21 protein-coding genes are annotated in these 22,104 nt (G+C 65.0%); 17 read left to right on the top strand and 4 right to left on the bottom strand.

From position 1 onward, the window contains the following. Nucleotides 1-247: 247 nt before the first annotated feature. Complete coding sequence (gene kstR / locus ACX4ZE_RS11530) at nt 248-898, bottom strand: cholesterol catabolism transcriptional regulator KstR (RefSeq protein WP_480273366.1); 651 nt, start codon at nt 896-898, stop codon at nt 248-250. 145 nt (nt 899-1,043) lie between these two features. Between kstR and ACX4ZE_RS11525 the strand changes: the two genes are divergently transcribed. The 7 genes from ACX4ZE_RS11525 (at nt 1,044) to ACX4ZE_RS11495 (ending at nt 8,637) form a co-directional block, all read left to right on the top strand. Continuing rightward, entirely contained in the window at nt 1,044-3,206 is a 2,163-nt protein-coding gene (locus ACX4ZE_RS11525) for an acyl-CoA dehydrogenase family protein (RefSeq protein ID WP_480273365.1), read from the top strand. Between the two features lie 25 nt (nt 3,207-3,231). Then, on the top strand, nt 3,232-4,296 hold the full coding sequence (locus ACX4ZE_RS11520) for an acyl-CoA dehydrogenase family protein (protein ID WP_480273364.1): 1,065 nt from the start codon (nt 3,232-3,234) through the stop codon (nt 4,294-4,296). Continuing rightward, entirely contained in the window at nt 4,281-5,495 is a 1,215-nt protein-coding gene (locus ACX4ZE_RS11515) for an acyl-CoA dehydrogenase family protein (RefSeq protein ID WP_480273363.1), read from the top strand. Before ACX4ZE_RS11520 ends, ACX4ZE_RS11515 begins: the two co-directional genes overlap by 16 nt. Nucleotides 5,496-5,513: 18 nt before the next feature. Beyond that, the gene (locus ACX4ZE_RS11510) at nt 5,514-6,449 is read left to right on the top strand and encodes a bifunctional MaoC family dehydratase N-terminal/OB-fold nucleic acid binding domain-containing protein (protein ID WP_480273362.1); all 936 of its coding nucleotides are present in this window, start codon (nt 5,514-5,516) and stop codon (nt 6,447-6,449) included. Further along, the gene (locus ACX4ZE_RS11505) at nt 6,446-6,880 is read left to right on the top strand and encodes a MaoC family dehydratase (protein WP_480273361.1); all 435 of its coding nucleotides are present in this window, start codon (nt 6,446-6,448) and stop codon (nt 6,878-6,880) included. Before ACX4ZE_RS11510 ends, ACX4ZE_RS11505 begins: the two co-directional genes overlap by 4 nt. Beyond that, nucleotides 6,877-8,055, top strand: a complete 1,179-nt coding sequence (locus tag ACX4ZE_RS11500; protein WP_480273360.1) for a lipid-transfer protein — start codon at nt 6,877-6,879, stop codon at nt 8,053-8,055. The genes ACX4ZE_RS11505 and ACX4ZE_RS11500 overlap by 4 nt, the downstream gene beginning before the upstream one ends. Nucleotides 8,056-8,202: 147 nt before the next feature. Then, the gene (locus ACX4ZE_RS11495) at nt 8,203-8,637 is read left to right on the top strand and encodes an NUDIX hydrolase (RefSeq protein WP_480273359.1); all 435 of its coding nucleotides are present in this window, start codon (nt 8,203-8,205) and stop codon (nt 8,635-8,637) included. A 23-nt stretch (nt 8,638-8,660) separates the two neighbouring features. Here ACX4ZE_RS11495 and ACX4ZE_RS11490 read toward each other — a convergent pair whose 3' ends face one another. Continuing rightward, the gene (locus tag ACX4ZE_RS11490; RefSeq protein WP_480273358.1) at nt 8,661-9,272 is read right to left on the bottom strand and encodes a TetR/AcrR family transcriptional regulator; all 612 of its coding nucleotides are present in this window, start codon (nt 9,270-9,272) and stop codon (nt 8,661-8,663) included. Nucleotides 9,273-9,335: 63 nt separating this feature from the next. Here ACX4ZE_RS11490 and zapE point away from each other — a divergent pair, with 63 nt between their 5' ends. The 6 genes from zapE (at nt 9,336) to ACX4ZE_RS11460 (ending at nt 14,803) form a co-directional block, all read left to right on the top strand. Beyond that, complete coding sequence (gene zapE / locus ACX4ZE_RS11485) at nt 9,336-10,394, top strand: cell division protein ZapE (RefSeq protein ID WP_480273357.1); 1,059 nt, start codon at nt 9,336-9,338, stop codon at nt 10,392-10,394. A gap of 146 nt (nt 10,395-10,540) precedes the next feature. Beyond that, the gene (locus tag ACX4ZE_RS11480) at nt 10,541-11,488 is read left to right on the top strand and encodes a DUF4129 domain-containing protein (protein ID WP_480273356.1); all 948 of its coding nucleotides are present in this window, start codon (nt 10,541-10,543) and stop codon (nt 11,486-11,488) included. Nucleotides 11,489-11,608: 120 nt separating this feature from the next. Next, nucleotides 11,609-12,106: a hypothetical protein gene (locus ACX4ZE_RS11475; protein WP_480273355.1), complete on the top strand. Its 498-nt coding sequence runs from the start codon at nt 11,609-11,611 to the stop codon at nt 12,104-12,106. Nucleotides 12,107-12,135: 29 nt separating this feature from the next. Next, entirely contained in the window at nt 12,136-13,098 is a 963-nt protein-coding gene (locus ACX4ZE_RS11470) for an AAA family ATPase (RefSeq protein ID WP_480273354.1), read from the top strand. Then, nucleotides 13,095-14,369: a DUF58 domain-containing protein gene (locus ACX4ZE_RS11465; RefSeq protein WP_480273353.1), complete on the top strand. Its 1,275-nt coding sequence runs from the start codon at nt 13,095-13,097 to the stop codon at nt 14,367-14,369. The genes ACX4ZE_RS11470 and ACX4ZE_RS11465 overlap by 4 nt, the downstream gene beginning before the upstream one ends. Next, nucleotides 14,366-14,803 (top strand): hypothetical protein, encoded by a 438-nt coding sequence (locus ACX4ZE_RS11460; RefSeq protein ID WP_480273352.1) that lies wholly within the window; start codon nt 14,366-14,368, stop codon nt 14,801-14,803. Before ACX4ZE_RS11465 ends, ACX4ZE_RS11460 begins: the two co-directional genes overlap by 4 nt. 111 nt (nt 14,804-14,914) lie before the next feature. On the opposite strand, the gene ACX4ZE_RS11455 is transcribed toward ACX4ZE_RS11460, so the two are convergent. Together ACX4ZE_RS11455 and kstD are read right to left on the bottom strand one after the other, a co-directional pair. Next, a complete protein-coding gene (locus ACX4ZE_RS11455) occupies nt 14,915-15,790 on the bottom strand; it encodes a MaoC/PaaZ C-terminal domain-containing protein (protein ID WP_480273351.1) in 876 nt (291 codons plus the stop codon). A gap of 44 nt (nt 15,791-15,834) precedes the next feature. Next, entirely contained in the window at nt 15,835-17,535 is a 1,701-nt protein-coding gene (gene kstD, locus ACX4ZE_RS11450) for a 3-oxosteroid 1-dehydrogenase (RefSeq protein ID WP_480273350.1), read from the bottom strand. Between the two features lie 114 nt (nt 17,536-17,649). Here kstD and ACX4ZE_RS11445 point away from each other — a divergent pair, with 114 nt between their 5' ends. The 4 genes from ACX4ZE_RS11445 to dmpG are packed head-to-tail and all read left to right on the top strand — an operon-like array spanning nt 17,650 to nt 22,099. Then, a complete protein-coding gene (locus tag ACX4ZE_RS11445) occupies nt 17,650-19,305 on the top strand; it encodes an FAD-binding protein (RefSeq protein WP_480273349.1) in 1,656 nt (551 codons plus the stop codon). 1 nt (nt 19,306) lies between these two features. Then, a complete protein-coding gene (locus tag ACX4ZE_RS11440; RefSeq protein ID WP_480273348.1) occupies nt 19,307-20,092 on the top strand; it encodes a 2-keto-4-pentenoate hydratase in 786 nt (261 codons plus the stop codon). 16 nt (nt 20,093-20,108) lie between these two features. Beyond that, entirely contained in the window at nt 20,109-21,050 is a 942-nt protein-coding gene (locus ACX4ZE_RS11435; RefSeq protein ID WP_480273420.1) for an acetaldehyde dehydrogenase (acetylating), read from the top strand. Between the two features lie 11 nt (nt 21,051-21,061). Continuing rightward, nucleotides 21,062-22,099 (top strand): 4-hydroxy-2-oxovalerate aldolase, encoded by a 1,038-nt coding sequence (gene dmpG, locus ACX4ZE_RS11430; protein WP_480273347.1) that lies wholly within the window; start codon nt 21,062-21,064, stop codon nt 22,097-22,099. Nucleotides 22,100-22,104: the final 5 nt, after the last annotated feature.

Genomic DNA, 22,104 nt, shown 5'->3' with positions numbered 1-22,104 from the left:
GATCGGAGGAGTTTTTTCCGGGGGGCGTGAGAAACAATACTGCGTCGAATTCACACCGAAGCGTGCCGGTCCTTGTGCGCGCTATAGCGTGTGCGCCAGGACCGATATCCAAAGGATCTACGCGGCTGAGAGCGGTCGGTTCGGAGCAGGTGAGCTTTGTCGCGGGACAGGCGATCCGCGCAGGGGCGCGTGGCCGGGCAGCTAATTCGCTGAACGCGTTGACGATTCTGCCTCCGCGTTACCCGGTTTACTGGTTACGGTCGCTGAGCAGCAGGTCGACAGTGAGTTCCAGTCGTTCGGTGACGTCGGTGGCCGATGCGCGCCGGGTCAGCCAGGCCACCAGGTTCGATAACCACACATCGCTGATGACCCGCGCGATGCCCATCTGCCGGTCGGTGGGTTCGCCGTCGTTCATCGCACGTGCGAATACCCGGTCCATCACCTTGCCGACGCGGTCTACCTCGGCTGCGGCAGAGGCGTCGGCGAACATGAATGCGCGAGTCATGGCTTCGGTGAGTAGCGGGTCGCGCTGCATCATCCGGGTGATCTGGGTCAGCAGCAGGTGCATGCGTTCCTGCGGTGTCTGTCCGGCAAGCGGCCTGCGCTTGCTCTCGATCTGCTCGAATTCGCGGGACAGTGCCGACACCAGCAGGTGCACCTTCGAGGGGAAATACCGGTACAACGTGCCGACCGCGACATCGGCGCGCTCGGCCACTGCTCGCATCTGGACCGCGTCGTAACCGCCCTTCGAAGCGAGTGCCAAGGTCGCGTCCAGAATCCGCTTGCGCCGCTCACGCTGAGCCGCCGAGCTCAGTTCATCCTCGCTGAGCGTGGTGACTGTCGCGGTGGGTAGTGCCACGCTCGGGTCGGCTGGTTGCGAACGAGACGGGCTGGCCATTGATGAAAGTCCTTTCCGAAAAAGATCGTTTCGTCTGCTGCGTGCGCGGTCTGTCATTGCGGCGATGGTCTCTTGACTTACGCCCGGCTAGGATATTAGAACATGTTCTAGGTGTGGGAGTCACGCCGGAAAGGCGGTATGGAGTGTGACCATCGCCACCACTGAAGAGCACAAAGCCGTTCAGGAGTCGATGCGAGGGTGGGCGGAGTCGGTCCGCCCAATTGCAACAATGCGGGCCGGTCAGGTCGATTTCTGGCGGACCTACTGGCCCGCATTGGCCGAACTCGGGGTCTTCCGTGTGGCAGTGGCCGAGGAGGCAGGCGGGGCGGGCGGCTCGTTCACCGACCTTGCTGTCCTGCTCGAGCAGGCGGCGCATGATCTGGTCGGTGGCCCCGTGCTCACGACGGTTCTGGCCAATCTGATCACTGCGGGGCACCTAGACGAGGACCTGCCCTGCGGCATCGCGCTCGACGGCATTGTCGATTCGCCGGTGAGCCTACCCGTGAGCACTACCGCGAACGATGTGCTGGTGCTCACGGGCACCTGTGAGTGGGTGCTCGGTGCTGCACCGGGCACCGCCGTGCTGCTGCCGGTCGAGCTCCCGCAGGGGCGGCGCTGGTGTCTGATCCCGCCGGAGGCCGACGGTCTGCAGGTCCAGCCGCTCGCACCGCTCGACCCGAGCACGCCACTGGCCCGGGTGCACTGTGCGCAGCTACGAGTGCCGGCAGACCTGGTGTTCAGCGTGCCGGACGCGGTCGAGGATCTGTTCGTGGCGTTGGCTGCCGCCGAGCTGGCCGGTATCGCGGGCTGGTGCCTGGAGACCGCAGTCGGCTATGCCAAGGTGCGGGAGCAGTTCGGGCGCAAGATCGGATCATTCCAGGCGGTCAAGCACATCTGCGCCTGGATGCTTTGTCGGACCGAACTCATTCGCGCTGTCGCGGCCGATGTCGCGGCGGCCGTGGACGATGGTGGCGCCGAATTGCCGATCGCTGCCGCGATCGCGGCAGCCATCGCGCTGGACGCGGCGGTCGAGACCGCCAAGGACTGTATCCAGGTGCTCGGCGGTATCGGCTTCACCTGGGAGCACGACGCGCATTTCTATTTGCGCAGAGCGTTGGCGCTGCGGCAGCTGCTCGGTGGCTCGCCGCGCTGGCGGGCCAGGGTTACCGAGTTGACCCGCCAAGGCCGGCGGCGCGCTACCGGCGCCGATCAGGTCTTCGCCGCAGAGGGGGTGGCCGCGGTGGACGACGACAGCACGTACGGTTTGGAAGCCGAGCTCGCCAGGATTGCGGCGCTGCCCGCCGATCGGCAGCGTACCGAGCTGGTCGAGGCAGGACTGGTCATGCCGCATTGGCCCCGGCCCTATGGCCGCGCCTCGGATCCAGCGACCGGTCTGGTGATTGCCGAGGAGCTGCGCCGCGCGGGGCTCGCGGTGCCGGACCTGACCATCGGCGGCTGGGCGATACCCACGCTGCTGCAACACGGCACCCGAGCGCAGGTCGACAGATTCGCTTGGCCGACGCTGCGCGGTGAGGTGGTCTGGTGCCAGCTGTTCAGCGAACCCGAGGCGGGCTCGGATCTGGCCGCCTTGCGTACTACCGCGAAAAAGGTGGACGGAGGCTGGGTGCTGTGTGGGCAGAAAGTATGGACTTCTTTGGGGGACCAGGCGAATTGGGCGATTTGCCTGGCTCGTACTGATCCTGACATGCCCAAGCATCGTGGCATCACCTACTTCCTCGTCGACATGCGCAGCGCTGGGCTGGAGGTCCGCCCGCTGGTGCAGATCACTGGCGAGGCGCGCTTCAGTGAAGTTTTCCTCGACGACGTATTCGTCCCGGACGATTGCGTGGTCGGCGCGGTGAACAACGGCTGGCGGATCGCCCGCTCTACCCTGTCCACTGAGCGGGTAGCGATGAGTGGCGGTGGAATCGGGCCGGTACTAGAGGAATTGATCGCGAAAACGCCCGCCACGGGCCCTGGTGCGGAACTGTTGAACGACCGGCTCGGCGGTTTTGTCGCCGAAGCGGTCGCCGGACTTTTACTGGAGCAACGGGCCACGCTGAAGATTCTGGTCGGTGGTGATCCTGGCGCGCAGAGCAGCGTGCGCAAGCTGGTCGGGGTGCGACACCGGCAAGCCGTCGCGGAATTCGCTGTCGAGATCGCAGGACAGGCAGGCGCGACTGATACCGAGATAACCAAGGAGTTCTTGCTTACTCGCTGCCTGTCGATCGCTGGTGGAACCGAGCAGATTCTGCTTACCGTCGCCGCTGAGCGGATTCTGGGGCTGCCTCGTGACGCGGACAATTAGCCATCGAGACAACTCGGAGAAAAGCGTGGATTTCACCAGGGACGAGGGTCAGGACGCAGTAGCCGAAGTCGTCGTGAGCTTGCTGGAGCGCGAGCCCGCACGCGATATGGGGCTATGGCCGCGGCTGGCCGACTCAGGCCTGCTTTCCCTGCCGATACCCCAGCAGTACGACGGGGACGGTATGGGATTGCTAGGGGTATCGGTATTGCTCACCGAGCTGGCGATGGACGCGGTCGCGGTCGCGGCCCTGCCCACGCTCGGCTTCGGTGTGCTGCCTTTGGTCGCCTCCGCGCCGGAGCACATCCTTGCCCGCGTACTACCGGAGGTCGCCCAGGGGACGGTGCTCACGGCCGCACTGAGCGAACCGGCGGCGCCGTTCACCGATAGGCCGGAGACCAACGCTGTCACAGGGGGTACGACGGTACGGCTGCGCGGTTGCAAGGTGTCTGTACCTTATGCCGAACAGGCGCGCTGGCTGCTCGTGCCAACCGATTCCGGTATCGCCCTGGTTGATTCGGATGCCGATGGGGTCACTATGACGCCGACGCCGGTCTCCGGTGGTGTTCCCGAATACACCGTGGTGCTGGATCAGGTGGAGATTCCCGCCGAGCAGCTCTGGCCCTCCGGACTCGCCGATCTGCACCGGCTCGCGCTCGCTTCGATCGGTTCAGTAGCCGATGGATTGCTCACCGGCGCGATCATCTTGACTGCCGAGCACCTGCGAACCCGCGAACAGTTCGGCAGGCCATTGGCGCAGTTCCAGGCGGTGGCTCAGCAGATCGCCGATCTGTACGTCGTTTCGCGTACCATGCATGTCGCTGCGGTATCGGCGAACTGGGCTCTTGCCCAGGGTGGTTCGAGCAGAAAACACCGTGAGCGCATCGATGACGACCTGGAGATCCTGGCCTACACCATCACCGCCGAACTGCCTTCCGCTATGCAGAAATGCCACCACCTGCACGGCGGTCTCGGCGTCGATGTCACCCACCCGATGCATCGCTATTACTCGCAGGCCAAGGACATTGCCCGCTGGCTCGGCGGAGCATCGTTCCGACTCGATCGATTGGGAGCACGATGTTCATCGATCTGACCACCGAACAGTGCCGATTGCGCGACGAACTGCGCAAATACTTCGCCGATCTCGTGACGCCGCAGGAGGAGGCCGAGATGGCGGTGAACCGGCACGGCGAGGCATACCGTGCGGTGGTGCGGCGGATGGGGCGCGACGGCTGGCTCGGTGTCGGCTGGCCGAAGGAATACGGCGGGCAGGGTTTCGGGCCGGTCGAGCAGCAGATCTTCTTCAATGAAGCAGTACGGGCCGATGTCCCGCTTCCGCTGGTAACCCTCTTGACCGTCGGTCCTACTCTGCAGCAGTTCGGCACCGAGGAACAGAAGCAGCAGTTCCTGCCTGGAATCCTTTCCGGCGATATCCATTTCGCGATCGGTTACTCCGAACCCGAGGCGGGCACTGATCTGGCGGCGTTGCGTACATCGGCTGTCCGCGACGAAGCCGGGGACTGGATCGTCAACGGGCAGAAGATTTTCACCACAGGCGCGCATGAAGCCGACTATGTCTGGCTGGCCTGCCGCACTGGACCAGCGCAGTCGCGCCACCGGGGCATCACGATCCTGATCGTGGACACCACTGCGGCCGGGTACTCGTGGACACCGATTATCACCTGCGACGGTGCGCACCACACCAACGCGACCTATTTCGACAACGTGCAGGTCCCCGCGTCCATGCTGGTCGGTGCAGAGAACCAGGGTTGGAAGCTGATCACGACGCAGCTCAATCACGAACGGGTGAGTCTGGGGCCGTCCGGCAAGATCGAGCAGCTCTACGATCGGGTGCGGGATTGGGCACAGTCGCATGGTGCGCTCGGCCACCTCGATGTGCGCCGATCGCTCGGTCGTATCCACGCCATGGTCCGGCTGAACGAACTGCTGAATTGGCAGGTGGCCGCAGGTGCGGCGGGACCGAGTACACACGGCTCCGTGTGGTCTCGTTCCTCGCCAGGGACCGCTGTGGACGACCAGTCCCAGGTGATCGCCGATGCCTCAGCCACCAAAGTCTTCTCCACCGAAGCGCTACAAGAGGCGGGCAGGCTCGCCGAAGAGATCGTCGGCCGCTACGGCGACCCCGCCGACCCGGCCACAGGTGAACTGCTGACCTGGTTGGACCGCAGGACCAAGCAGAACCTCGTGGTCACTTTCGGTGGTGGCGTCAACGAGGTGATGCGCGAGCTGGTCGCCTCCTCCGGCCTCCGGCTGCCCCGAGTACCCCGCTAGTGAACGAAGGAGTCCGGCATGCCGGAAACCGCTACTCCGGAAGCGATCATCGCCGCGGCTGAGGCGATACAGGCGGCGGGTGAGTCCACGCCTCGTTTCGGACGTGATCCGGTGAACCAGCCGATGATCAACAATTGGCTAGAAGCGCTGGGCAATACCAATCCCATCTATGTCGATGCGGAGGCGGCCCGCGCCGCCGGACATCCCGGCGTGGTCGCGCCGCCCGCTATGGCCCAGGTATGGACCATGTTCGGACTCAGGGGCTCTCGTCCCGACGACGACCCGATGGGTGCGGCCATCCAGATGCTCGACGCAGCGGGATACACCTCCGTGGTCGGGACCGATTGTCAGCAGACCTACCATCGTTATCTCCAGATCGGCGAGGAGGTTTCGGCCACCAGCAGACTGTCGGATCTGAGTGGACCGAAGCAGACCGCGCTGGGCGAGGGCTGGTTCGTTACCTTTCAGACCACCTGGCGGTCTGGTGACGAAGTAGTCGCCGAAATGTTGTTCCGGTTGTTGAAATTCGCACCGGGTACCGCGGAGCCGAAATCCACTCCCGAGCGACGGGTCAAACCGATGATCTCCCGGGACACCGAATTCTTTTGGGCTGGAACGGAAGTCGGTGAGCTACGCATCCAGCGGCTGCCGGACGGATCATTGCGGCACCCGCCCATTCCGGCTATCTGGCAGGACAAGTCGAAGCCGTCGGATTACGTCGTCGCCTCCGGGCGCGGCACCGTATTCAGTTACGTGGTACACCACGCGCCGAAGGTGCCAGGGCGGCAGCTGCCGTTCGTGGTCGCACTGGTCGAATTGGAGGAGGGCGTGCGCATGCTCGGAGAGCTGCGGGGGATCGATCCCGCCGAAGCGCGGGTGGGTCTGCCGGTCGAAGTGGGGTTCGAGCGACTCGACGACGAGGCGACTCTGCCGTTCTGGCAGGTGACCGCATGACCGCCACTATCGAGCCCGCAGCCGTACGGGTCGGCGCCGTGCTGCCGGAGCTGGTGATCGACGCTGATCCCACGTTCGTGGTCAGCACTGCTCTGGCCACAAGGGATTTCCAGGATGTGCATCACGACAGGGACAAAGCTGTCGCACAAGGCTCCAAGGACATTTTCGTCAATATTCTCACCGACACCGGCTTGGTGGAGCGGTTCGTCACCGACTGGGCCGGTCCGCGCGCGATCATGAAATCCATCGCGCTGCGGCTGGGCGTGCCGTTGTACGCGGGAGACACGCTGATACTCACCGGTACGGTGACCGCGCTGGACGGTGATGATATCCACCTCGATGTGATCGGCAAGGATAGTCTCGGTGATCACATCAAGGCCACGGTCGTCATCGCTTTGCCGAGGGCCGATCATGGTGTGGAGGGACAATGACCGAGCAGAGCATTTCCCGGCGTGCGGCCATCGTGGGTGTCGGCGCCACCGACTTCACCAAGGATTCCGGCCGCAGTGAGCTGCGGCTGGCCGCCGAGGCTGTAACCGCGGCGCTGGCGGACGCGGGCCTGACGGCGGCCGATGTGGACGGCCTGACCACCTTCACCATGGATACCAATACCCAGGCCGCTGTGGCTAGGGCGGTCGGTATCCCGCAGCTGACCTTCTTCAGCCATATCGGCTATGGCGGTGGCGCGGCCTGCGCCACCGTGCAGCAGGCAGCTATGGCGGTGGCTACCGGCATAGCTGAGGTGGTCGTGGCCTACCGCGCGTTCAATGAACGTTCGGTATCGCGGTTCGGCCAGTTCTCCACGGCGCTGGCCACCGCGCCCACTTCGTCGGGCATCGACGCGGGCTGGTCCTACCCGCAAGGGCTCGGCACCCCTGCCGCGCAGGTAGCGATGGTCGCCAGGCGCTATATGCACGTCTACGGGGCCACCAGCGCGGATTTCGGCCGGGTCGCGGTCGCCGACCGTAAACACGCCGCGGTCAATCCGGCCGCGTTCTTCTACGGCAAGCCGATCACCTTGGCCGATCACCAGAATTCTCGATGGATCGCCGAGCCACTGCACTTGTTGGATTGCTGTCAGGAGTCCGATGGCGGTGTCGCGATCGTGGTGACCAGCGTCGAGCGCGCTCGGGATCTGCCGCAGCCATCCGCTGTAATCGCCGCGGCCGCACAGGGTTCCGGCGCCGATCAGTATGTGATGACCAGCTACTACCGCGACGCCATGACTGGTTTGCCGGAGATGGGCTTGGTCGGCGATCAGCTCTGGGCACAAAGCGGTCTGCGACCAGAGGACATGCAGGCAGCCGTTCTCTACGACCACTTCACGCCCTTTGTCCTCATGCAGCTGGAGGAGCTCGGTTTCTGCGGTCGTGGTGAGGCGAAGGACTTCATCGCCGACGGTGCTATCGAGGTCGGCGGACGCTTGCCGTTGAACACGCATGGCGGACAACTCGGCGAGGCCTATATCCATGGCATGAACGGCATCGCCGAAGCCGTTCGACAGATCCGCGGCACTTCGGTCAACCCGGTAGCGGACCTGGAGAACATTCTGGTCACCGCGGGTACCGGCGTACCGACCTCCGGGCTCGTCCTCTCTGCTTCCTGACCAACTTTGCGAGTTGGGGAAGGCTGCACACCCGCAGCCACTACGCTGAAAGACAGAAACGCCGCAACGATCCCTACCGGCCGCAGCCGCGGTCAGGCGAATCGTCGGGACATGGGTTGGAGTGCTGTCGCCGAGAGGAGAGGGCCGATGATCCACCGCCACCTGGTTGACGTTCATGTCCTGCTCATTCGGTCAGGTGAGTTGCTGCTGAGCAGACGGCGCACCGCCGACGAGTTCGACAGGTGCTGGCAGCTTCCCGCGGGGAAACTGGATGCGGGGGAGTCTGCGACCGCGGGGGCGGCGCGGGAGGCGCGAGAGGAAGTCGGAGTCGAGATCGATCCGGATGATCTGCGCTTCGTGCACGCTGTGCATATGACCGGACCCGGCCAGGAATCACGGCTCGGGTTGTTCTTCGAGACCTCGCGGTGGACCGGCGAGCCGGTCAACCAGGAGCTGGACAGATGCTATGAGCTGGGCTGGTTTCCGCTGAACGAGTTGCCGAAGGACACTATCGAATACCCGCTGATCGCGATTCGTGCCCAAGGTCGCGGCGAGCGGTATTCCGAACGTGGCTGGCGGTGAGGCTATCCGGAATTCGGTATCGTTCACTGGGCGCGCAGGTACACCGACAGCAAGTGTGTGAGCTGATCGATGCCGGCCCCGCTGCCGGGGGTGAGGCAGGCGCGGTTACCGGTGCAGTGGTCGAAGACCGCGCCCTCCAGCACGGCTATGAAGTCCGCGGCGGCTGTTTCCGGGTCGGGGTGGCCGCTGGCGCGAAACAGTTCTCGTGCCCGCTCGACCGAGAACAAACCATGTGCGAGACGAGCGCGTAATTCAGGATCGGCACGTAGTTCCGCCAATAGGGCGTGCCGGGCGATCAGATGGCTACCACGTTCGGTGAGCAGCCGATCGACCCATATCGCGATCCTGCGAGCGACCAGTCCGGGGTCGGGCATGCCTGGGCAGTCCGCGTTGATTGCCGTCGCGGCAGGGGCGCTGAGCCCGGCGGCGGTGAAGTCGGCGCGGGAACGGGCTGCGATACGATCCACGACACCCGTGAGTAGTGCGTGTCTGGTGCGGAAATAGTACGAGGACGAGCCTGCGGGCAGGTCGAGTTCGGTATCCAGCGCACGGTGGATGAGTGCGTGGATTCCTTTGGTCGCGATGACGTCGATGGCCGCATCCAGTAGTCGTGTCCGTCGGTCGTTTGTGGACATGCTCACTCTTTCTGGTGGCCGTTGCATCGGTCCTCTACAAATGCAGAGAACCGAGGAGGAGTCATGGAACTTGATGTCATGCAATGGGATTCCAACCAGGTGCGGGCAGCGGTACGGTTGCGGGAGGCGTTGGACCGGCGCGGCAAGCCGATCCGTCGTTCACGTGGCGTCTACCTGTACGGCAGGCCGGGGCGGGGCAAGACCATGCTGATGAACTGGTTCTTCGCCGCAGTGGCTTCGGAACGCAAGCGGCGCTATCACTTCCACCAATTCTTCGCCGAATTGCATGCCGCAAAGCATGAATTGGGCTCACTCCATGCTGCAGTGGACGCACTGCTCGGCGATGCCCTGGTGGTTTGTTTCGACGAATTCCACGTGCACGACATCGGGGACGCGATGCTGCTCGCGCGGCTGCTGGACGTGCTGTTCGCCCGTCGCGTCCTGCTGGTGTCGACGTCGAACTATCCGCCGCACGATTTGTTGCCCAATCCGCTGTTCCATGATCGTTTCGTGCCGACGATCGAGCGCATTCTCGCGGGTATGGACGTACTGTCAGTCGATGGTCCGGTCGACTACCGCGCCCTCGGTGCGCGGGTCAGTTCCCGCACCGGATTCACGGCCGGGCGATATCTCCTGGTTCCAGGACAAGATCTCGTCGAGACCGCCGGTGCCACACTGCCCACGCCTACGAGTAGCCCGGAAAATTCTGTTGCGGAGCAAGGAAATTCGGTCGCTGAGCAACGGGCGAGCGAATCGGCTGTCGGGATAGTCCTCGGCGGGCGAACCGTGCGTGCGATTGCCGCGCATGGCACTACTATCGTGATCGACTTCGCCGGTTTATGTGGTGTCCCGACCTCTCCTGCGGATTACGTAGCTCTTGCCCAGCGGTTTCGCCGTTGGGAGATCCGCGATATCCCGCTGTTGCGCACGGCTGTGCCGGATCAGGTGATGCGTTTGGTGAATGTGATCGATGTTCTCTATGACGCCGACCGTGAGCTCACAGTGGTCGCCTCCGCCCCACTGGACGAGCTGGTGCGGGAGGTCAGGGGCATACCGGATATCGCACGGCTGATCAGCAGGTTGGGCGCACTGTCCCGGTTCGCGCCCGCAGTGGCCGGGTAGCCGCCCGCGCTGCGGTCGACTTGCGGAACTCCAGCACGGCCACAGTGGGATAGGGGGCTGGATGTATTCGATTTCGTCCCGAGTAGACCGTTCGACATGAAACTATGTGGCTGGAACGAGCAGTACTCGGATTTGGTGGTAACGCTGTGACCTGGGGGCACACGCTGGTATCGCGCGTGATCGTATTGATCGCGCTGCTGGCCTGCGCTGCTCTCGCACTGCGAGGATACATCCCAGGAATTGTTGAATCCGAGTCGGGTGGACGTATTCCCTCCGCGCTGTCGGTCGCACTCATGCCGGTGCTGCTGACCGTGTCGATGGTGATCCTGCTGGCCGGGGTAATCGCCAGTCAGCACCGGCTGCCGCTGGCCACGCCGGCACCGCAGCGCCACGACGAGCACCGGCAGGGGCGGCTCGGACGGGTAGGGCTGGTAGTGCTCGGGGCGTTGATGCTGCTTACCTTGCTGCTCGCCGCCGCGGTCGCGATCTACTTCATCGCCCCGCCCCGTTCGAGTGAACCCGTGCCCCCCGCACCGCCTGCCGCTACTACCGAAGCCCCGCCGGAGCTGGGCAGCGCCCCGCCGGATGAGCCGGACACGCAGTCGCCGGAGTTGCACGGCGCGACGCGCCTGCTGGCCGAGATCACGGCCGCGGGTTTGCTGGCGGTCGCCACTGCCGGCGCGGTCGTGGTCGTGGTATCGGCGCGGCGTAGGCCCGTTCCTGCCCCGGCGTCACCGGACCTGGCGGCGCCTACTGAGGTCGATTCGTTGGCCCGCGCGGCTGAGCTGGGTCTTGCCGCGATGAATGCGCCCGGCCAGGACGCGCGTACCGCGATTATCGCCTGCTATCTCGCGATGGAGCGCGGACTCGCCTTCGACCGTTCCACCGCTCCACTGATCTCGGACACCCCGATGGAGGTGCTGGCCCGAGCGTTCGAACGAGGCGCGTTGCGCGACGCGTCCGCACGTGAGCTGGTCGCACTGTTCGAAGAGGCCAGGTTCAGCCCGCACGCCATGTTGGAGTGGCAGCGTATGCGGGCCGAACAGCTGCTGCGCATCGTGCTCGCAGACCTGCGCGGAGAGGTACTCACATGAGAGACAACCACCTGACCGGTCAGGCTGCGGAAGGGATGGTGCCCCGATGAGTGGTCAGGCTCGGAGGCGGCAGCGCAGCATGACCATGGAGGACCCCGATCATGCGAGAAAGGAGACCGCGTGACCCGGATAGGAGCCGTGATCGCCTGCGTGATCGCCGTTGTGGTGGTCGAACTGCTCGCAGTGGGACGAGCGCGGGAGCTGTTGCTGGTCGTCGCGAGTATCCCGGTGGCGGTAGCTCTGGTTTGGCTGGTCTGGTCGCTGCGCGATCAGTTCGACGCGGGGGACGACTCCGACGTCGAGGAGATGGAGAACGGTCCCGCGGAGATTCTGCGGCGCTGGCGGGCCAGGGCACAGATGCTCGCCGATCGCGCGGACGGTACGCGCGCCGAATGGGACCGGCATTTACGTCCATTGCTGGCCAAGGAGTTCGAGCTGGCCAGCGGTCAGCGGGCGGTGCGCAACCGCAGAGCAGTCGAGGCGGCGGGTATCCACCAGTTCGGGCCCGAATTGTGGTGCTGGGTGGACCCAGCGAATTCGGCTTTACGTGATCAGACCAGTAGGGCGCCGGGACGTGCGGCGCTGGCGGAGATTCTGAGCCGCTTGCAGAGAATGTGAAATGGGTTGAGACAAATGTGGGTACACACATGACCATGCCGATGGATGCGACTGTTCAGCGCAGCGAGGCTGTGTTCCGGGAGCTGTCCCGGGTCGTGGTCGGCAAGCGGGACGAATTGCAGTTGATCATGATCGCGGTGTTGTCCGGCGGTCACGTATTGATCGAGGATCTGCCCGGCCTCGGTAAGACCCTCATCGCGAGGTCGTTCGCCGCCGCGCTCGGATTGCGGTTCACCCGCGCGCAGTTCACCCCCGATCTGCTGCCCGCCGATCTACTCGGGTCGACCGTCTACGACATGACCTCCGGTCGGTTCACCTTTCGGCACGGGCCGGTGTTCACCAATGTGCTGCTGGCCGACGAAGTGAACCGCACCCCGCCGAAGACGCAGGCCGCGCTGCTGGAGGCAATGGCGGAAGGCCAGGTCAGCATTGATGGCGAGACCTTCTTGCTGCCGCAGCCTTTCATCGTGCTGGCCACCGATAACCCGATCGAGTACGAGGGTACCTATCCACTGCCGGAAGCCCAGCTCGACCGGTTCGCCATCCAGCTGCGCTTGGGTTACCTGTCCGAACACGACGAGACCCAGATGATCCGGCGCAGATTGGAGCGCGGCATACAGCAACCCCAGGTGCATCAGGTCGTCGATGTCGAAGGAGTGTTGGAGATGCGGCAATCCGTCGAGTACGTGACCGTGCATCCCGATGTGGTCGGTTATGTCGTCGCACTGGCCTCGGCGACGAGGGGGCATCCTCAGGTCGAAGTCGGTGCCAGCCCTCGCGCCGAGCTCGACCTCGTGCAGATGTCCAGGGCGAGGGCGTTGCTGCTCGGTCGTGACTATGTGATCCCCGAAGATGTTAAAGCACTGGCCATTCCAGCCATGGCGCACCGGATCACGCTACGGCCGGAGATGTGGGTGCGCCGCATCCGCGGCGAGGACGTGATCGCCGAACTGCTGCGCCGCCTTCCGGTTCCGCGCGCCAGCATGACATGAAGCATCGCGACTCCAGCTCCGTAGTCGTCACTGAATTGCGTTGGCGACCCGCGCCGCTGGCTTTTATGCTCGCGGGGTGTGGCGCAGCGGCATTGGTGTCCGCGGTGACCATCGGTAGCTGGCAGCTGGTGGTGTTCGCCGCGCCGCTGCTCGGCGTGCTCGCCACGGCTTCGTGGCAACAGTCCTCGACCACGATTCAGGTCGACGGCGGCGGCACCTTGCGTTGTTTCGAATCCGAGGAAGCGGTATTCACCGTGGCCGCTTTCGTGGAGCGGGGACACGCGCTGCTGCGTCTGAAGCCAGAGCACGTGCCGGGATCGCAGATGCGGGTCGAAGCAGCAAGTGATTCCGGTCAGGCGCCCGCTGGGCTGCGGGTGGCGCTCTGTGCGCATCGATGGGGGCGTTACCCGGTCTCGGTGCGGGTATCGGCGTTGAGCCCGGCGGGACTCGCGGTCGCCACCGCGGTGTTGCCCGCAGGGCAGCTGTTCGTCTATCCGATCACCGATCCACAGCGGATGCGGTTGCCGCGTGTCGAGCTTCCCGAGCGGCTCGGCACGCACTTGACCCGCAGGTATGGCCCTGGCGTCGAGTACGCGGATATCCGTGCCTATGTACCGGGCGATCAGCTACGCACCGTGAACTGGCCGGTAAGCGCGCGGCGTGGGCGGCTCTATGTCACGGAGCGCCTGACCAACCGCGCCGCGGATGTCGTCGTGCTGGTGGATACCTCGCAGCAGGCTCCTGGACCGGCCAGCACCGCACTGGAGCTATCGGTGCGTGGCGCGGCACAGGTGGTGCAGTCGACATTGCAGGCAGGCGACCGGACCGCGGTGGTGTGTCTGGGCCGGGCACCACGCTGGTTACGACCGGATATCGGGCGCCGTCAGTTCTACCGGATCGTCGACACCGTGCTCGGTGTCGGCGACGAGCACATTCCGACTACCGGTACCCTCGCTCCGCACGCGGCTGTGCCGCTCGGTGCGATAGTGGTGGCGTTCTCCACGCTGCTGGACACACAGTTCGCACTCGCGTTGATCGACCTGCGTAAGCGTGGGCATGTGGTGGTTGTGGTGGATGTGCTGCGCGGTGCGCCGTTCGACGAGGATCTCGACCCGATCTTGGTCAGTATGTGGCAGCTGGAGCGCACCGCGATGTACCGGGACATGGGTGCCGTCGGCGTCGATATCGTGGCTTGGCCACCAGATGTCCGGTTGGACCAGATCATGCGCGCGTTGCCGGAACATCGCAGAACTGTACGGGTGCGCCGATGACCCGATTTCTCGCCGTACTTTCCGGGGCGCTATTAGCGACCTCGGTGGCATTGCTGGAGCCGTGGTTCGGCATTCCCGCCGTGCTCCTCGTAGTGCTCGGCTGGTGGTTCCGGTTGTTCGCGGTCGGTGCGGTACTGCTGACGGCCGGAGTGCTCGCGGTAGCCGGTACGGGTGTGCTCGCCGCTGCCGCGACAGGATTGGTGGCGACGGCATACGTGCTCAATGCCGCGACAGTGAACGCGCCGCGCGGGGTAGTGCCGACCACCCTTCCCTCCGTGCTCGGCGCGATCGGCTTCGCGGCGGTCGCGGTGGGCGCGGCAACGGTTCCGTTGCATGTGGCCTGGGCGCCGCTGGCGGCACCGATAGCGATCGTCGTGCTGTACGGTCTGGTGATCCAGGGCATTGCCGCGCGTCGCCCGGCAAGTGAGGCTTGACCGCTCTCGACCAGCCGTTGTCCGATCCGGAGATCACCCGAGTTCGCTGACCGGTAGCGGTCTCCCGCAGGAAAGCCGCGGCCAGACCGCTACCGCGCGGCTCGGCCCAGCTCAGCGCGGGGAACCAGGGCCGAAGCGCAGTGTGACGTCACCGAGCACTGGTGCGTCGTCGCGTTCGACGACGGTCGCGGCGATGCTCAGCTCGTCGCCTTGCCGCCAGATTCGGGTACGGATCGTTTCGCCCGGATAGAGCACACCCGCGAACCTGGCGCGGAACCCGGTGACCCGGCTCGCGTCGGCGTCGAGCACGGTGTCGGTCACGGCCTTGCAGACGATGCCGTATGTGCACAGCCCGTGCAGGATCGGGGCGGGAAAACCTGCCGCGCGGGCGAATTCCGGGTCGGAGTGTAGTGGATTGCGGTCGCCGCACATCCGGTAGAGCAGCGCCTGCTGCGGCAGGGTCGGTGTGGTGATATCGAAATCCGGTTTCCGATCAGGCAGCTCGGATTTGGCGCTCGGTCCGCGTTCGCCGCCGAAGCCGCCTTCGCCCTTGGCGAAGATCGATGATCGCGTCGTCCACAGCGGTGCGCCGTCGGAACCGGTGACGGTGTGCTCCTGGACCACGACCGCTGCCGAGCCCTTGTCCCAGATTTCCGCGATCCGGCCGATGCTGGTGGCTTTGCCCGAGGCTGGGATCGGCCGGTGCACATCGACCTCCTGGTGACCGTGCACTACTTTCGCCAAGTCGATGTCGATACCGGGAAAGCTCACTTTCGGCGGCTCGGTTTCGTGCAGTGTCGGCGCCACGGTGGCGAAGGTCGGCAACACCTGCGGCTGCTGATCGTCGAGATAGCGCAGCTCGGCCGCGTCGGTCGGGTGTGTCCCCGCCCCGAGGCCGAGCTGGTAGAGCTGCACATCCGATGGTGTCCAGGCGAACTCCAGGCTCGGCAGTTGCGCGCCGAGCGCGATCTTCGGGTCGATGGGCATCCGATTCTCCTCGTGCGTGATTGTGGATGGATCCCGGCCCGCGCTCACGCTCCGGGCGCCACGGCAGTGGATTGTTGCTTCTTGCGGGTAGCGATATCGAGCACCGCGAGGTAGCCGAAGGTGATCGCGGGACCGATGGTAGCGCCGGGGCCTGCGTAGGTGTGACCCATGACCGGGGCGCTGACATTGCCGGAGGCATAGAGGCCTTCGATGACGGTCTCGTCCTCGCGCAGCACCCGGCCCGCGGTGTCGGTGACCAGGCCGCCCTTGGTGCCGAGATCGCCGGGCACCATCTTGGCCGCGTAGAAAGGGCCTTCCTGTAATGCGGCCAGGCATGGGTTGGGCTTCACGGTGGGATCGCCGTAGTACTTATCGTAGGCGCTGTCGCCGCGATGGAAGTCCTGGTCTACACCGGTGGCTGCGAATCTGTTGAAACGCTCGACAGTCGCGATCAGATTCTGCTCCGGCACACCGATTTTCGCGGCCAGTTCGGCGAGTGTCGGCGCCTGCACGATGAGGTCGTTTTCCATCCAGCGGGACGGGAATTTCTGGCCGGGCTGCAGCCCGGCGAAGATGTATCGGTTGCGGTAACGCTGGTCGAACACCAGCCAGGCCGGAATGTTCTCTCCTGGTCCCTCGCCGTGGCCGTGCTCGCCGCCGTACATGGTGTGTACGGCTTCCACATAAGGCGCCGACTCGTTTCCGAAGCGTTTGCCCTCGGAGTTCACCATGATGCCACCGGGCAGATTGCGCTCGGCCAGACAGAACCACGGCTTGCCGCCTTTGAAGATCGTCGGTCCCCACCAGGCGTCGGACATGATGTCGACCGCTCCGCCGAGTTCCAGACCGGCGCGGATACCGTCACCGGTGTTGGCGGGCGCGCCGGTGGTCCATTCGGTGTTGATGGGCTCGCGCTGGTAGGTCTGGCGCATCTGGGCATTGTGCTCGAAGCCGCCGCTGGCGAGCACTACGCCGTAGCGAGCGGTGAAGCGGACGGCCTGACCCTCGTATTCGGCCTCGACGCCGGTGACTCGATCGTTCTCGACGATCAGTTCAGTCATCGGGGTATCGAGCAGTAAAGGCACCCGCATGTCCAGCAGCCCCTTGCGCAGGCAGGCTACCAGCGCCTGGCCCATGCCGAGCAGATGTTTTTTGGTGAGCCGGGCCCAGGTGGTGCGCGCGCCGACGCGCATGGCGCGCAGCATACCGCGTGGGTGCCGCCGGATGAGATTGAGGTGTTTGAAATCGGCCTGGGTGACCACCATATTCAGCGGCGTCTTGCTGTAGGGCGGTTCCAGATTGAAGCGCTCCTGGCCGAGAATTTTCGCGTCGAACGGCTTCGGTTCGCAGGAGCGTCCTGCGGCGCGTCCGCCTGGTGTTTCGGGATAGTAGTCGGAGTACCCCGGCACCCAGCGCATCTTCAGCGGGCTGTGATCGAGTACGAAGTCGAACGCCTCGGCGCCGCGGTCGATGTAGGTGTCGATCCGCTCTTTGGGCACGACATCGCCGATGATGTTGTGCAGGTAGGTGCGGGCATCTTCCCGATCATCGGGCCGACCGGACGCGAGCAGCGCTTTATTGCCTGGGATCCATACCCCGCCGCCAGAGCGTGCGGTCGACCCGCCGTAGTGCGCGGCCTTTTCGATGACTACCACGCTCAGCCCGTGATGGGCCGCGGTGAGGGCGGCGGTCATGCCGGCGGCGCCGCTGCCGACCACCACCACGTCGTATTCCCGATCAGTCATGTAGAACACGTTATAGAATGAACGCGCTATTGGTCTATGTTGTGTGGCAGAAGACTTGCTCGGCGTTTCGTTTGTCTAGGAAACTTGTTTCAGTTTCGGACCGGAGTGAAGGACATGGCTCTCGAATGGGACCTGGCCAGCGACGTTGTCGTGGTCGGATATGGCGCCGCGGGTGCGGCGGCCGCGTTGGAAGCGACCGCGGCGGGCGCCCAGGTGCTCGTGCTGGAGCGGTTCGCGGGCGGCGGCGCGTCGGAGCTGTCCGGCGGCGTCATCTACGCGGGCGGTGGTACCTCGGTGCAGCGGGCGGCCGGGGTCGAAGACACCGCAGAGGCGATGTACGCCTATCTGGAGCGCGAGGTCGGCGACGCAGTCAGCCCGGAGACGCTGCGCTGGTTCGTCGAGCAGAGCCCGGCGCTCATCGAGTGGCTACAGGGGCACGGCGTTCCGTTCGAACCCACACTGTGCCCGTACAAGACTTCGTACCCGAACGATCACTACTACCTGTACTACTCCGGCAGTGAGATCTCCGGTGCGTTCCGGGACATCTCGGCCGCCCCACGCGGCCATCGGGTCAAAGGCAAGGGCACTTCGGGCAAGCAGCTCACCGGTCCGCTCGCCGCCGCGGCGGCCGGGCTCGGCGTGCGCGTGGAGACCCGCACCCGAGTAACCCGGTTGATCACCGATGATGCGGGCGCGGTGGTCGGCGTCGAATGTCGGACCTTGCGTGATGCACCACGCCGGGTGCGGAATCGCTATACGCGTATGGCGAAGATCGCGGCGAAGCCCGGTATCTACTACCCACCGTTGCGTCGGGTGCTGGAACGGCGGTTGGCTCGGTTGGAACGCCGGTACGGCAAGACAATTCGGGTCTCGGCGCGGCGAGGAGTGGTGGTCAGCGCCGGCGGGTTCATCGCCAATCGCGAGATGGTGCGGCAGTACGCGCCTGGCTATCGCGGTGGCCTCGCGCTCGGCACCACGGGGGACGACGGCAGCGGCATCCTGATGGTGCAGCAGGCCGGTGCGGTCGTCGACCGCATGGACAATATCTCCGCTTGGCGATTCCTCTTGCCGCCCAGTGCATTTACCGGTGCGATGCTGGTGGATGCCGATGGTCGGCGGGTCATCGACGAGACGCGCTATGGCGCTGCGGTCGGGCACGCGCTGATCGCCGAGCACGGCGGTAAAGGCTGGCTGCTGGCCGACGATACGCTGATGCGTACTGCGATCGGACAGATCGGCAAGCAGGGCACGTGGTTCCAACGCGCGCAGTTCGAGGCCATGCGGCGCACCGCGATCCGTGGCGCCACGTTGGAGGAAGCCGCGGCGCGGGCGGGTATCGATTCCGCCGGGCTGCGCGCGACGGTCGAGGCGCACAACACCGCGATCCGGACCGGCGCCAACGATCCGGCCGGTAAGCCCGCGGAATTCACCGCACCGGTCCGCACCGGCCCGTTCTGGCTGTTGGATGTAGGGATCAAACCCAGCCTGCTCAATCCGTGCCCCATGCTCACCCTCGGCGGCGTCGTCGTGGACGAGCACACCGGCGCGGTCCGATCGAGTGCGGGCACACCCATTCCAGGGCTGTTCGCGGCTGGACGCACTGCGGTCGGCGTCTGCTCGAAGTCCTACGTCAGCGGTCTGTCCCTGGCCGACTGTGTCTTCTCCGGCCGTAGAGCCGGTCGGTCCGCGGCGGGCGGGCGACCCTCCGCGTCCGAGCGAACACCTCGCGAGCAAGCGACTCGCGAGCAAGCGACTGTGGAAGGAAACTAGCGTGCTGTCCGACGCGGTACGAGCCGAATTGGCCGACGAACTCGAACACGCCGAGCGCGAACGGGTGGCGATAGATCCGCTGATCTCCACGTATCCCGATATCGACGTGGTCGACGCCTATGAGATCCAGTTGATCAATATCCGGCGCAGGCTCGAACGCGGTGCGCGGGTGGTCGGGCACAAGGTGGGATTGTCCTCGAAGGCCATGCAGCAGATGATGGGCGTCGACGAGCCCGATTACGGGCATCTGCTCGCTGATATGGAAGTCCACGAGGACACTCCGGTCGAAGCGGGCCGTTATCTGTTCCCCCGCGTCGAGGTGGAGGTCGGATTCGTACTCGGCGCCGACCTGCCCGGCGCCGACTGCACCGAACAGGACGTACTGGCCGCCACAGTGGCCTATGCACCTGCGATCGAACTGATCGACTCGCGGATCAAGGATTGGAACATCGGCCTGGCCGACACCATCTCCGACAACGCGTCCTCCGCGGGCTACGTGCTCGGTGCGGGGCGCGTCGCGCCGAAAGACATCGATAGCACCGCGATCGACGCGGTGCTCACCCGCAACGGCGACGTCGTCGCCGAGGGTCGCAGCGATGCCGTGCTCGGCGACCCGGTGATCGCAGTGGCCTGGCTGGCCCGCAAGGTCGCAAGCTTCGGCGTCCGGTTGCGGGCCGGTGACATCGTCCTGCCCGGTTCGTGCACCCGCGCGATTGACGCCCGTCCGGGCGATGCGTTCCATGCCGAGTTCGCCGGACTCGGTGCTGTCCGTTTGCAATTCACTTAGGGAGGCTGTCGTGTCCGTGAACGGCACCGTCACTGCCGCGATCGTCGGGTCCGGCAATATCAGTACCGATCTACTCTATAAGCTGTTGCGTTCGGAGAAGATCCAGCCGCGCTGGATGATCGGCATCGATCCGGACAGCGAAGGTCTGAAGCGGGCCCGCGGGCTGGGGCTGGAGACCTCGCACGAAGGCGTCGATTGGCTGCTCGGCCGATCCGAACTGCCGGAACTGATCTTCGAAGCGACCTCAGCGTATGTACACCGCGCCGCCGCATCGCGCTACGCTGAGGCAGGCATCCGCGCCGTGGATCTCACCCCCGCCGCGGTCGGTCCTGCTGTAGTGCCGCCGGTGAATCTTGTCGGCGCGAATCTCGATGCGCCGAACGTCAACATGATCACCTGCGGCGGGCAGGCGACCATCCCGATGGTCGCCGCGGTCTCGCGGATCGTCCCGGTGCCGTATGCCGAGATCGTGGCATCGGTGTCCTCGGTCTCCGCGGGTCCTGGCACCAGAGCGAACATCGACGAGTTCACTAAGACCACCAGTCGCGGCGTCGAGACCATCGGCGGCGCGCAGCGTGGTAAGGCGATCATCATCCTCAACCCGGCCGAACCGCCGATGATCATGCGCGACACCATTTTCTGCGCCATCCCAGAGGATGCCGACACCGCAGCGATCGCCGAATCCATCCACCGGATGGTCGCCGACATCCAGCAATATGTGCCCGGCTACCGGCTGCTCAACGAGCCGCAGTTCGACCTGCCGTCGGTGGTTTCCGGTGGCATGGCGAAGGTGTCGGTATTCGTCGAGGTGGAAGGCGCGGGAGATTTTCTGCCACCGTACGCGGGCAATCTCGACATCATGACCGCCGCCGCGACGCGGGTCGGCGAGGTCATCGCCGATCAGATCCGGAGCCGAGCGCAGCGAGGCGACCAATCAGACACAGCGGCACGGGTGTAAGGAGCTTTCCCATGGTCTACTCAGCAGAACTCGACATCCGAGTCACCGACACTTCGTTGCGGGACGGATCGCACCACAAACGGCACCAGTTCACCGCTACCGAGGTTCGTGACATCGTGGCCGCTCTGGATGGCGCGGGCGTCCCGGTGATCGAGGTGACCCACGGCGACGGCCTCGGCGGTTCATCGTTCAACTACGGTTTTTCCAAAACGCCGGAGCAGCAACTGGTCACCATCGCCGCCGAGACCGCCACCAAGGCGAAGATCGCCGTATTGATGCTGCCCGGTGTCGGCGTGAAAGAAGACATCAAGATCTCGCAGGACAATGGCGCTTCCATCTGCCGCATCGCCACCCACTGCACCGAGGCCGATGTATCGATCCAGCATTTCGGGCTGGCCCGCGAACTCGGTTTGGAAACCGTTGGATTCCTGATGATGTCGCACACTCAGCCGCCGGAGGTACTGGCAAAGCAGGCGCGCATCATGGCCGATGCAGGCTGTCAATGTGTCTATATCGTGGACTCCGCGGGCGCTTTGGTGCTGGAACAGGTTTCCGACCGAGTCGCCGCGCTGGTCGCCGAACTCGGCGACGACGCCCAAGTCGGCTTCCATGGTCACGAGAACCTCGACCTGGCCGTAGCCAACTCCGTCTACGCCATCCGCGCGGGCGCCACCCAGATCGACGGCAGCGCACGCCGTTTCGGCGCCGGTGCGGGCAATACCCCCGTCGAAGCCCTGGTCGGCGTATGCGACAAACTCGGCATCAAGACCGGCATCGATTTCTTCGCCATCGCCGACGCCGCCGAAGACGTGGTCCGCCCCGCCATGCCCCAGGAATGCCTGCTCGACCGCCAAGCCTTGATGATGGGCTACGCGGGCGTCTATTCCAGCTTCCTCAAGCACGCCGAACGCCAAGCCGAGCGCTACGGTGTCTCCGCCGCCGAAATGCTCGTCCGCGCGGGCAAACGCAAGCTTGTCGGCGGGCAGGAGGATCAGCTCATCGATATCGCTTTGGAATTGCAGAAGAAGCAGGCGACGGTCTCCGCCTGAGAAAA

The sequence above is a fragment of the Nocardia sp. TBRC8007 genome, from assembly GCF_056629435.1.
The sequence above is the reverse complement of the archived record's forward strand: the minus strand, read 5'-3'. Positions and strand labels throughout refer to the sequence as shown.

Bases quoted from the DNA above. Each gene is read 5' to 3' on its own strand.
- ACX4ZE_RS11505 (WP_480273361.1), top strand. From the start codon at position 6,446: ATGACCGCCACTATCGAGCCCGCAGCCGTACGGGTCGGCGCCGTGCTG.
- dmpG (WP_480273347.1), top strand. From the start codon at position 21,062: ATGGTCTACTCAGCAGAACTCGACATCCGAGTCACCGACACTTCGTTG.
- ACX4ZE_RS11515 (WP_480273363.1), top strand. From the start codon at position 4,281: ATGTTCATCGATCTGACCACCGAACAGTGCCGATTGCGCGACGAACTG.
- ACX4ZE_RS11465 (WP_480273353.1), top strand. From the start codon at position 13,095: ATGAAGCATCGCGACTCCAGCTCCGTAGTCGTCACTGAATTGCGTTGG.
- ACX4ZE_RS11455 (WP_480273351.1), bottom strand. From the start codon at position 15,790: ATGCCCATCGACCCGAAGATCGCGCTCGGCGCGCAACTGCCGAGCCTG.
- ACX4ZE_RS11460 (WP_480273352.1), top strand. From the start codon at position 14,366: ATGACCCGATTTCTCGCCGTACTTTCCGGGGCGCTATTAGCGACCTCG.
- ACX4ZE_RS11470 (WP_480273354.1), top strand. From the start codon at position 12,136: ATGACCATGCCGATGGATGCGACTGTTCAGCGCAGCGAGGCTGTGTTC.
- ACX4ZE_RS11490 (WP_480273358.1), bottom strand. From the start codon at position 9,272: ATGTCCACAAACGACCGACGGACACGACTACTGGATGCGGCCATCGAC.
- ACX4ZE_RS11445 (WP_480273349.1), top strand. From the start codon at position 17,650: ATGGCTCTCGAATGGGACCTGGCCAGCGACGTTGTCGTGGTCGGATAT.
- ACX4ZE_RS11500 (WP_480273360.1), top strand. From the start codon at position 6,877: ATGACCGAGCAGAGCATTTCCCGGCGTGCGGCCATCGTGGGTGTCGGC.
- kstD (WP_480273350.1), bottom strand. From the start codon at position 17,535: ATGACTGATCGGGAATACGACGTGGTGGTGGTCGGCAGCGGCGCCGCC.
- ACX4ZE_RS11495 (WP_480273359.1), top strand. From the start codon at position 8,203: ATGATCCACCGCCACCTGGTTGACGTTCATGTCCTGCTCATTCGGTCA.
- ACX4ZE_RS11510 (WP_480273362.1), top strand. From the start codon at position 5,514: ATGCCGGAAACCGCTACTCCGGAAGCGATCATCGCCGCGGCTGAGGCG.
- zapE (WP_480273357.1), top strand. From the start codon at position 9,336: ATGGAACTTGATGTCATGCAATGGGATTCCAACCAGGTGCGGGCAGCG.
- kstR (WP_480273366.1), bottom strand. From the start codon at position 898: ATGGCCAGCCCGTCTCGTTCGCAACCAGCCGACCCGAGCGTGGCACTA.